Here is a 10450-nt window from a genome sequence, read left to right on the forward strand (position 1 = left end):
ATGACAAAGAGCGCATTACAAATTGCAAGAGCAGCTTACCAGCCTAAGGTACCCGCTGCGTTGAAAGGTGCTGTGAAAGCCGTAGACGGTGAGTATACTCAATCAGTAGCCGATCAGGAAGAAATTAAAGAATTGTTCCCTAACACTTACGGGATGCCTATCGTTACTTTCGAGAAAAGCAGCGAAAAGAAAGATATGCCTGCTATCAATGTAGGTGTGATCCTTTCAGGTGGTCAGGCTCCTGGTGGTCATAATGTGATTGCCGGTATCTTTGACGGCGTAAAGGCTACAAACAAGGATTCTCGTTTGTATGGTTTTATCCTGGGCCCCGGTGGTCTGATCGATCATAAATATATGGAACTGACGGCTGATATTATCGATGAATATCGTAATACGGGTGGTTTTGATATGATCGGTTCCGGTCGTACTAAACTGGAAACAAAAGAACAGTTCGACAAGGGTCTGGAAATTCTGAAAGAACTGGACATCAAAGCACTTGTTATTATCGGTGGTGACGACTCTAATACAAATGCTTGCGTATTGGCTGAATATTACAAAGCTATCAACGCAGGTGTACAGGTAATCGGCTGTCCGAAAACGATCGACGGTGACCTGAAGAACGAACAGATTGAAACTTCTTTCGGTTTCGATACTGCTTGTAAAGTATATTCTGAAGTGATCGGTAACATCCAGCGTGACTGTAACTCTGCTCAGAAATACTGGCACTTCATCAAATTGATGGGTCGTTCAGCTTCTCACATCGCACTGGAATGTGCTTTGCAGACTCAGCCGAACGTGGCTATCGTTTCAGAAGAAGTAGAAGCTAAAAATATGTCTTTGGACGATATCGTAACTTATGTTGCAGAGATCGTAGCTAAACGTGCAGAGAACGGTCAGAACTTCGGTACTGTACTGATCCCTGAAGGTTTGATCGAATTCGTTCCGGCTATGAAGCGCCTGATCGCTGAGTTGAACGACTTTCTGGCTAAACACGATGCTGAATTCAAGATGATCAAGAAGAGCGAACAGCGTGCTTATATCATCAGCAAGCTGACTAAAGAAAACTCTGACCTGTATGCTTCTCTTCCGGAAGGCGTTGCCCGTCAGTTGTCTTTGGATCGCGACCCGCACGGAAACGTTCAGGTTTCTCTGATCGAAACAGAAAAGTTGCTGTCTGAAATGGTTGGCAAGAAATTGGACGAATGGAAGAAAGCCGGTAAATACAACGGTAAGTTCTCTGCATTGCACCACTTCTTCGGTTACGAAGGACGTTGCGCTGCTCCGTCTAACTACGATGCAGACTATTGCTATTCATTAGGCTACACAGCTTCTTGCCTGATTGCTGCCGGTAAGACTGGTTATATGTCATCTGTACGTAATACGACTGCTCCTGCTGACAAGTGGATCGCCGGTGGTATCCCTGTAACAATGATGATGAACATGGAAAAACGTCATGGCGAAATGAAGCCGGTTATCCAGAAAGCGTTGGTGAAACTGGACGGTGCTCCTTTCAAGAAGTTCGCTGCTAACCGCGACGAATGGGCAATGACTACCAGCTACGTTTATCCGGGCCCGATCCAGTATTTCGGCCCGACAGAAGTTTGCGACGAACCGACTAAGACTTTGCAGTTGGAACAAGCTAAATAAGATAGAGATATATTATCTTTATATAATAGAGGTAAGGCTTAGGCTTTACCTCTATCTTTTTTTACGGTAGCCTGTATAGGCTGATATTGATTGAGAAAGCTGATCTGTCGGCTCTTGTGTAGTTTTTATATATAGTTGTTTTATGACAGTACTTTCATCAACTTATTCATATTATATCGTTTGGTAGCTCCGGTGATCAGGAACCAGTCGGCAATCCACCACAGTGCCAGGCCGCCGGCCGTCAGCAGCTTACCGATACCTTTTTTCCAGTCGCCGATCAGGAAACGGTCTAAACCGATCATTCCGAAGAAAAAAGAGAGCAGGAATAATTTACCGGGACTTTTGAAACGGGTGTTTTCGAGGATCGCTTCTTTGTCAGGCGCAAGATTGAGCAACTTGTTGATCGGAATTTCATATTCGGGAAATTTACTTTCGTTCGCCAAAAGGAATTTATCGACTTTATCTGCTTCCATATTATTATACTGGTTGGTTTGTGAATATGCAACAAAGATAGTTATTTCCTGTGTCTTTCACAGCCCTTTGTTAATATTCCATATCCAGTTCAGGATCGTCAGGGCAATAAGGATTGTAAGGATGTATTTGTTTGCAAGGTATTGTTCTGTTTGTTTCAGCCAATTCCGGAACTGCTGTCTTTTTCGGATCAGGTCTGACACCGTACCTATTATATAGGATGTTGCCAGTAAAAGGAGTAATAAACCGTAAGGATTGATTAGGATAGATTCGTAGATATTGCCGTTTAGCAGGGCGAAGAGTGCACGCCGGGTTCCGCAAGCCGGACACGGATATCCGGTAACCGAATGGAATAGGCAGGGAAATGAAAATAATGCATATCCTGCTATAATGATTACAGCGAGATATGCATATTTATTTCTTGTTCCCACGTGGGCAGGTTTAAAACATTAGTACGTTCTGCAATTGCTCCAGATTCTTCTTTTTAGTTGCATCCATGATCAGGAACCAGTCGATGATCGACCAGATACCGCAACCCCCTAAGGTAACCAGTTTTCCGATACCCAGGGCTACATCACCGATCAGGAAACGGTCTATGCCGAGCGATCCCAGGAATACGGAAATAATTAGTATGACTGTCGGATCTTTGAAATCGCAGGTTTGCAGATAAATCAGTTTGGATTCATCCATGTCGAGTAGTCGGTCTCTTATAATAGGTATGTGACTGCTAGGTAGTTTGCTACTGTTTGTAAGGAGGAATAAGTCCACTTTCTGTGCATCCATTTTTTTATAGATTGATTTACTAACGACAAATATAGTAAAATTCCGTATCTTTGAACCTGATAATATTAATTTAAACAACACAATACTATGTTCTCAGGAATTGTAGAAGAAGCTGCGCAGGTGGTTGCGTTGAATGCGGATCAGGGGAATCTGCATATCACAATGAAATGTTCGTTCGTAAACGAGTTGAAAATAGATCAGAGTGTGGCACATAACGGTGTTTGCCTTACGGTGGTGAACCTGACTGACGACACGTATACGGTGACAGCTATCCAGGAAACATTAGACCGTTCGAACCTGGGGTTGCTGAAAGTGGGTGACCTGGTGAATCTTGAACGTAGCATGATTATGAACGGACGTTTGGACGGACATATCGTACAGGGACATGTGGATCAGACGGCTGTTTGTACAAATGTACGCGAGGCTGACGGTAGCTGGTATTATACTTTCGAATATACCTTCGACAAAGCGATGGCTCAGCAGGGATATATGACTGTGGAAAAAGGATCGGTCTGTGTGAACGGAGTGAGCCTGACTGTCTGCAACTCCCAAAAGAACAGTTTTGAGGTCGCTATCATTCCTTACACACATGATAATACAAACTTCTGCCGGATCGAAAAAGGAACAGTGATAAATCTGGAATTCGATATCGTAGGTAAGTACATCAGCAAAATGATGCAGTTTAAATGAAAGGAAACCTTTCATTAACTAAATAGCGGCAGAGCGACCGGACATTCAATCCGGTCGCTCTGTCATTTTACGACACATCTTTTCTTCCATATATCCATCTTATAATATATGTAGGTAATAACCAATCCTATTGCGATACTGATCCCGATCGCCCACCAGATCCCTTGCCGTCCGTACCATGCACTTAGCTGGTAAGCCAGCGGGATGCGGATCAACCAGAGGCAAAGCAGACTGGTCGCCATTGTGAAGATCGTATCTCCGGCTCCGCGAAGTGCCCCGTTATATATATTCAGTGCCCCGTGCACGATGAAGAAACCGCCTATGATCAGTAAATATTCCTTTCCGATAGCAATTACCGCCGGGTCGTTGGTAAAAGCACGCATCATTTCTTCTCCGAAAAAGTAAATGGCTGTAAATGTGATCAGGCTGAATATAACGTTGACCAGCATGGTAAACCGCAACCCCTTGCGCACGCGGTCGAAACGGCCGGCTCCGATATTTTGTCCGCAGAACGCGGCCAGTGCACCGGATAAAGTCAGGACGGCCTGTGTGATGATCGTATCGATTTTGCCTGCCGCACCGTAGGCTGTCAGCGTATCGGTTCCGAAGCTGTTGACAATTCCGAGCAGGGCGATCAGGCCTAAGGCGATGGCACATTGCTGGACGCTGGTAGGAAGTCCTATTTTCAGTCCTTCCTTGAAAAGTTTCATATCGAACAGTAGATCCTGCTTTTTAATGGAGAGTAGGGGATGGGTATTGTTTACATATCCCAATGCGATACACATGCCGATGCCTTGTGCGATAACCGTTGCACGTGCCGCTCCTTCTATGCCCCAGTGGAACCCTACGATGAACAGTAGATCGAGAACGATATTCAGAATAGTTGTAATAAATATAAAGATCATCGGCCGTACGGACTCGCCGACTCCGCGCAGGATAGAGATGATACTGTTGAAGGTGACGAAAAGGAAGGTTCCCCCGATATATATCCTGAAATAAGCTACGGCATCGGGTATCACTTCCTCGGGTGTGTTGGTCAGGCGGAAAATCGGTTCGGCAAATATGATCCCGGCAATGGAAAGGGCGATCCCTGCTACGAGCATAAAGATGAAGAAAGAGGAGAAGGCCCGTTGAACCTTGTCGTATTGCTTGGCTCCGAAAAACTGCGAAACGACAACGGAGGTTCCGCTTCCGACACCGATAACCAGTGATATAATGAAATAATAGATAAAGAAGGAAGCGGAAACGGCTGCCAATGCCTCTTTTCCCAGAAACTGCCCGACGATGATGCTGTCGGTTACATTATATAACTGTTGCAGCAGGTTACCGATCAGTAAGGGAAGTGCAAAGCGTACGATTACTTTCCAGACAGATCCGTGGGTCAGGTCGTGTGTCATAAGTCCTTTAGAAGTATATTACTGTTTGCTTTGATCATGTCTTCGCGGGTTTTCAGTAATGTGTGCCACTCTTTGTTGAAAAGACGGGAGGTGTCGATTTTGAAGTTTTCAGAACCATACTCATCCATTTTGGTGAGAAGGTAACTGACTGTGATCTGGTTTACATCGAGCGCCGGTTGGTAATAGACAACACGTTCGTCATTTTCATAATTTACTTCTATAATAATATGGAGTTCCGTCAGTAGATAGAGTATTTCAGTAGTAATACGTATCGGGATGCGGTAAGCGTCCGATAACTCGTCGGCAGTATATGGCTTTTCTTCATTTACAAAACGTTTTACGATCAGGGAGGCTATCAGTAACGTCAGGAAATCCTTGTATCGCCGGCTGATGTTTTTACTGTCGCGTTCAAAACTGAACTTTTTTACGTTTTGGGAAGCATAGGCTAGCTCGGCTCCGAAAAGACAGATCAGCCAGGATAGCTGCAACCATAATAATAATAAAGGTAAGGCGGCGAAGCTACCGTAAATGGCATTGTATTTATTTACCCATATCTGCCCGCTGATATAGATGAACTGGAAAAACTGGAAAGCAGAACCTGCCAGCACTCCGGCAATCAATCCGTTTACAAACTTCACCTTTGTATTGGGCAGTGAAACATAAAGACCTGTAAATACCATTATCGTGATTACGAACGGAGCAATATTCAGGACAAGCTCGACCAGGGGAGTAAAGAACACATAGCTGCTTAGAAATGAATTTTGCAGGGTAGACAGGAAAATGGACAGACCGCTCGAGGCTGTCATGAGTACCGGTAATATAAGGAATAATGCCAGATAGTCGGATATTTTCCGGTGCCAGGGGCGTGACTTCTGGATTTGCCAGATATCATTGAAAGTATCTTCGATAGATGAAATCAGATTGATGACCGTGTAAAATAACAGGATAAGACCGACTCCGATGATCACGCCACCCTGTGCCTGGGCCAGGTATCTTTCTACAAACTTAAAGGCTTCGCTTAATTCCTGCTCTTGCCGGGGGAAATAATCGAACAGTTCCTGCTGTACGGCTTCCTGGAAACCGAAGCCTTTGGCAATACCCAGTAATACTGCCAGGAGCGGGACAATGGCCAGTAAGGTGCTGTAAGTAAGAGCGGATGCTTTTGTTTGCAGGTTTTCGCTGTTGAAACCGCGTATGGCAAGTATGATTGTTTTGATCGTGTTGATGTAAAGCTCTTTCAGGCCGCTTACTTCATTTTCTGTAATTCGCCAGATGTCGTAAGTAACAAAATGAATGGTTCGTGTCAGCAAGGCGTTGATCCGTTCTCCCAGAGGCTTTTTATCAGCAGTCTTTTTATCCGTCTTCTTCTTCATGCTGTGAAATGTAGGGGCAAAGAGTGTTTGCCGGATGAATAAAAAAATGCAGCCTGCCTGTAAGCCGGGTTCTGTACTCCCGTTTGCACGGAAGCGTCTGCCATTTATCTTGTCTTGCTGTCACCAGCAAGCTTTAGCGGTCTACCCCCCGGCATCGGACGAGCAATCCTACATGCGCCGGTATACATGACCTTACAACCCATAAGACGTACGGCATCCCGTATTACTACGGCATCCGGTGAGCTCTTACCTCACCTTTTCACCCTTACCGGACAAGTCCGGCGGTTATTCTCTGTTACGTTACTCTACCCTCGCGGACAGCTTCCCGTTAAGAAGTATGGTGCTCTATGTTGCCCGGACGTTCCTCACACCCGAAGGTGAGCGACAGACCGGCAGGCTGCAATGCGACAAAGATAGGCATTTTAGTTGACAGTTGGCGGTTGACGGTTGAGAATTTTAGGTAAATACAAGGGGTGGTTACTTACTAAGTTGGTTTCGGGTTACTTAGTAAGTAAACGCCGGTCTACTTAGTAAGTAAGCGTCGGTCTACTTAATAAGTAATGGGTATGCCTACTTATCGAGTAGACGGAGAGCTACTTAATAAGTAGACAAAGAGCTCTTTTTATGAAGAAAGACGGGTATATCCTTACCTGTCAACTGTCACTTGTCAACTGTCAACTGAAATGAACTTTCTGCCGTTCTTACTGTTATATTACTGAAAGCATGACCATTTGGCAGGGGAATGATTGTTAAAAAGGTACTTTGCAATGCACAGTACTGTTAAGCGCAGTTAACCCCGGATAATTCGCCGTTAAAAGTGATAAAAAATCAAAGGCAAATGGAATAATCGCACGTTTTTTGAACTTTCTTTGTCGAAAGAAAAGTGTTAAATTTAAATGTTTGATAAAATAGAAAGAGTATGAAAACAATGTGGAAAAATGTGCTAGGAGTCGTTCTCGTTGCTGCCATCAGTACAGGTGCTGCGGTTGGGACAAGTGCTTATCTGATGAACAAGAAACAGCCGGTTTATGTCACCGATTCAACAAATACATTTGGTCAGCCTGTTCGATATGCAGGGCTGAATGCGGTTGCTGCTGAAAATACCGATTTTACCAAAGCGGCAGAAAGCTCTGTGCATGGAGTAGTGCATATCAAGGCTACAACCAACGCCAAGCAATATGCCGATGGTGGCAATGGAGGTGGAGGTCAGCAATATATTGATCCTTTTGAATACTTCTTTGGCTTTGGTGGTAGAGGGGGTGGAGGTTTCCAGCGTCCGCAACCGCAGCCTCGCGTAGGAGCTGGTTCCGGTGTTATTATTTCTACAGATGGATACATTATAACAAATAACCATGTGATCGATGGTGCTGATGAGTTGGAAGTGACATTGAATGATAACCGTAAATTTCCGGCTAAATTGATCGGTACCGATCCGTCTACAGATATCGCTTTAATTAAAGTAGATGCTAAGGATCTTCCTACGATCCCGTTCGGAGATTCGGAAATTTTGAAAGTCGGAGAATGGGTTTTGGCCGTAGGTAACCCTTTCAACCTGACATCTACCGTTACTGCCGGTATTGTCAGTGCAAAAGGCCGTGGCATTTCTATGGGTGGCGACAGAAGTAAAATTGAATCGTTTATTCAGACGGATGCTGCTGTGAACCCGGGTAATAGTGGTGGTGCTTTGGTGAATACGAAAGGTGAACTGGTTGGTATCAATACTGCTATTTATTCAGAAACCGGAAACTTTGCCGGATACTCATTTGCAGTCCCCATCAGCATTGCAGGTAAAGTGGCAAGTGACTTGAAACAATATGGAACCGTACAGCGTGCTATTCTGGGTGTGTTGATGATGAGTGTCGGTGATATCGCAGATCAGTTGAGTAATCCGAATTTGAATAGTAAGCTGAAAGAAGAACTGACTGAACTGAAGTCGAAGATCAAAGTATCTGAAGGTGCTTGTGTATCAGACTTTGCTGAAAGAAGTTCCGCAAAAGAAGCCGGACTCGAAAAGGGCGATGTGATTATTGCTGTAAATGGTGCAAAAGTGAAAAATGCAAATGCATTGCAGGAACAAATCAGTAAATATCGTCCTGGTGACAAAGTAGAGATCACCGTTGATCGTAATGGAACGAATAAGAAATTTACTGTAGAACTTCGTAACGCACAAGGTAGTACATCTGTAGTGAAGAGCGCAGGTGATAGCAGTGCCGATGTTCTTGGAGCCGCTTTTAAAGCGTTGACGGATAAACAAAAACGCGAACTTGGTGTAAGTTATGGTGTTGAAGTGACAGGATTGTTGAAAGGCAAGTTGAGAGATGCCGGAATCCAGAAAGGCTTCGTAATCATGATTGTCAACGACCAGAAGATATCTTCACCCGAACAACTCGAGAAGTTGGTGGATAAAGTATTGAAAGGAAGTTCTGATGATCGCTACATCGTAGTGAAAGGTTTTTATCCGAATGGACGTACAAAAGTTTATGCTATTGATCTAGCCGAATAATAAAATAAAGTTATATTCGTCTTATTTGGCGGGAAGATTGTTAAAGGTTTATAATTGGTCGGGTGTAGGGTGCACACGACCAATTTTCTCAATAAAAATAATATTATCTTTGCACCCTGATATTTCTCAATTAAAAACATTGGATGAGACAGTTAAAGATTACAAAGTCCATTACCAATCGCGAAAGTGCTTCGCTTGATAAGTATCTTCAGGAAATAGGCCGCGAAGATCTTATTACAGTTGAAGAAGAAGTTGAATTGGCACAGGCAATTAAAAGAGGAGACCGTAGGGCATTGGAGAAATTGACCAGAGCAAATCTGCGTTTCGTCGTTTCTGTGGCAAAGCAATATCAAAATCAGGGGCTAAGTTTGCCTGACCTTATTAATGAGGGTAACCTGGGGTTGATAAAAGCAGCCGAGAAGTTTGATGAAACCAGAGGGTTTAAGTTTATTTCTTATGCTGTATGGTGGATTCGTCAGTCTATCCTGCAAGCTTTGGCAGAACAGTCAAGAATTGTTCGTCTTCCGTTGAATCAGGTAGGTTCGCTGAATAAAATCAGTAAAGCCTTTTCTAAATTCGAACAGGAAAACGAACGTCGACCATCTCCCGAAGAACTGGCAGACGAGCTGGATATTCCTGTAGATAAGATTTCAGATACTCTAAAGGTGTCCGGAAGACATATCTCAGTAGATGCTCCGTTCGTAGAAGGCGAAGACAACAGTCTTTTGGATGTGCTTGTGAACGACGACGCTCCTATCGCTGACCGATCGTTGATGAACGAGTCACTGGCTAAAGAAATTGATCGAGCACTTGCTACACTGACCGAAAGAGAATGTGAAATAATCAAAATGTTTTTCGGTATTGGCTGTCAGGAAATGACATTGGAAGAGATTGGCGACAAATTTGGCCTCACTAGAGAGCGCGTCCGCCAGATCAAGGAAAAAGCAATCAGAAGATTAAGACAAGGAACACGTAGCAAGCTCCTCAAATCGTATTTAGGTTAACCTCGGGTAAAACCAAAAGAGGTAAACAAAGCTCCATATCCGGTAGGATACGGGGCTTTTGTTTTTTATTAAGGTCTTGTTTCGATATTTTGGAAAGAAATTTCTGATTGTCATTATTGCCCTTCTATATAATATATGTAGGAAGGAGCTTTCGCTGCTTTTACGGTACTTGCTGTTTTGTTATTTTTTTTCACCCCGTAATCGTCAGTGCTTCAGAAAAGTAGTGTATTTGGTGCGATTTTAAGTAAAAAATAATGCGAATAAAGTTTGGAGTGTATGTTGTAAAGCACTACTTTTGCATCCGCATTCGAGAGAGAACGGCACTGCAAAACATGATGAAAAAAACTTTTAGAAAAACTTCCGAAAACATTTGGAAGTATGAAATAAAAGTTCTTATCTTTGCATCCACGTTCGCTAAAAACTAGCGGGTGTAACAACAAGAGTTCTTTGAAAGATTTACATATCAACAAGTAGTACAAGTATTAAAAATTAATACCGTCAAAACTTGAAATAATAACGGATTCTGAGCAAGACAAAACAATTTATACAACGAAGAGTTTGATCCTGGCTCAGGATGAACGC

At 43.6% G+C, this 10450-nt stretch carries 9 protein-coding genes and 1 other RNA gene; 4 read left to right on the forward strand and 6 right to left on the reverse strand.

All coding sequences use genetic code 11. From position 1 onward, the window contains the following. Positions 1-1647: a diphosphate--fructose-6-phosphate 1-phosphotransferase gene (locus tag HMPREF1536_RS26300; protein WP_028727537.1), complete on the forward strand. Its 1647-nt coding sequence runs from the start codon at positions 1-3 to the stop codon at positions 1645-1647. A 140-nt stretch (positions 1648-1787) separates the two neighbouring features. Here the strand turns inward: HMPREF1536_RS26300 and HMPREF1536_RS26305 are convergent, their stop codons facing one another. Genes HMPREF1536_RS26305 through HMPREF1536_RS26315 form a run of 3 tightly spaced genes read right to left on the reverse strand, consistent with a single transcriptional unit; the run spans position 1788 to position 2901 of the window. Beyond that, positions 1788-2120, reverse strand: coding sequence for a TM2 domain-containing protein (locus HMPREF1536_RS26305; protein WP_028727538.1), 333 nt, complete (start codon positions 2118-2120; stop codon positions 1788-1790). A 57-nt stretch (positions 2121-2177) separates the two neighbouring features. Next, positions 2178-2549, reverse strand: coding sequence for a DUF2752 domain-containing protein (locus tag HMPREF1536_RS26310; protein ID WP_028727539.1), 372 nt, complete (start codon positions 2547-2549; stop codon positions 2178-2180). A 10-nt stretch (positions 2550-2559) separates the two neighbouring features. Beyond that, positions 2560-2901: a TM2 domain-containing protein gene (locus HMPREF1536_RS26315; RefSeq protein ID WP_028727540.1), complete on the reverse strand. Its 342-nt coding sequence runs from the start codon at positions 2899-2901 to the stop codon at positions 2560-2562. 87 nt (positions 2902-2988) lie between these two features. On the opposite strand from HMPREF1536_RS26315, the gene HMPREF1536_RS26320 reads away from it, so the two are divergent. Next, positions 2989-3591: a riboflavin synthase gene (locus HMPREF1536_RS26320; protein ID WP_028727541.1), complete on the forward strand. Its 603-nt coding sequence runs from the start codon at positions 2989-2991 to the stop codon at positions 3589-3591. 62 nt (positions 3592-3653) lie between these two features. Here HMPREF1536_RS26320 and HMPREF1536_RS26325 read toward each other — a convergent pair whose 3' ends face one another. The 3 genes from HMPREF1536_RS26325 to rnpB all read right to left on the reverse strand — a co-directional run bounded on the left by HMPREF1536_RS26325 (position 3654) and on the right by rnpB (position 6762). Beyond that, positions 3654-4988: an MATE family efflux transporter gene (locus tag HMPREF1536_RS26325; RefSeq protein ID WP_044192019.1), complete on the reverse strand. Its 1335-nt coding sequence runs from the start codon at positions 4986-4988 to the stop codon at positions 3654-3656. Next, positions 4985-6361, reverse strand: a complete 1377-nt coding sequence (locus HMPREF1536_RS26330) for a YihY/virulence factor BrkB family protein (protein WP_044192022.1) — start codon at positions 6359-6361, stop codon at positions 4985-4987. Before HMPREF1536_RS26330 ends, HMPREF1536_RS26325 begins: the two co-directional genes overlap by 4 nt. A gap of 44 nt (positions 6362-6405) precedes the next feature. After that, positions 6406-6762, reverse strand: an RNA gene (gene rnpB / locus HMPREF1536_RS26840) — RNase P RNA component class A. Positions 6763-7280: 518 nt separating this feature from the next. Between rnpB and HMPREF1536_RS26335 the strand changes: the two genes are divergently transcribed. Both HMPREF1536_RS26335 and HMPREF1536_RS26340 read left to right on the forward strand, forming a co-directional pair. Next, positions 7281-8864: a trypsin-like peptidase domain-containing protein gene (locus HMPREF1536_RS26335; RefSeq protein WP_028727544.1), complete on the forward strand. Its 1584-nt coding sequence runs from the start codon at positions 7281-7283 to the stop codon at positions 8862-8864. Between the two features lie 143 nt (positions 8865-9007). Continuing rightward, positions 9008-9868: a sigma-70 family RNA polymerase sigma factor gene (locus tag HMPREF1536_RS26340; RefSeq protein WP_005641668.1), complete on the forward strand. Its 861-nt coding sequence runs from the start codon at positions 9008-9010 to the stop codon at positions 9866-9868. Positions 9869-10450 lie beyond the last annotated feature (582 nt).

It is taken from the genome of Parabacteroides gordonii MS-1 = DSM 23371, from assembly GCF_000969825.1.
Lineage (GTDB): Bacteria > Bacteroidota > Bacteroidia > Bacteroidales > Tannerellaceae > Parabacteroides > Parabacteroides gordonii.

Excerpts from the sequence above, each read along its gene's own strand:
- HMPREF1536_RS26300 (WP_028727537.1), top strand. The coding sequence starts at position 1 with ATGACAAAGAGCGCATTACAAATTGCAAGAGCAGCTTACCAGCCTAAG.
- HMPREF1536_RS26305 (WP_028727538.1), bottom strand. The coding sequence starts at position 2,120 with ATGGAAGCAGATAAAGTCGATAAATTCCTTTTGGCGAACGAAAGTAAA.
- HMPREF1536_RS26315 (WP_028727540.1), bottom strand. The coding sequence starts at position 2,901 with ATGGATGCACAGAAAGTGGACTTATTCCTCCTTACAAACAGTAGCAAA.
- HMPREF1536_RS26320 (WP_028727541.1), top strand. The coding sequence starts at position 2,989 with ATGTTCTCAGGAATTGTAGAAGAAGCTGCGCAGGTGGTTGCGTTGAAT.
- HMPREF1536_RS26325 (WP_044192019.1), bottom strand. The coding sequence starts at position 4,988 with ATGACACACGACCTGACCCACGGATCTGTCTGGAAAGTAATCGTACGC.
- HMPREF1536_RS26330 (WP_044192022.1), bottom strand. The coding sequence starts at position 6,361 with ATGAAGAAGAAGACGGATAAAAAGACTGCTGATAAAAAGCCTCTGGGA.
- HMPREF1536_RS26335 (WP_028727544.1), top strand. The coding sequence starts at position 7,281 with ATGAAAACAATGTGGAAAAATGTGCTAGGAGTCGTTCTCGTTGCTGCC.
- HMPREF1536_RS26340 (WP_005641668.1), top strand. The coding sequence starts at position 9,008 with ATGAGACAGTTAAAGATTACAAAGTCCATTACCAATCGCGAAAGTGCT.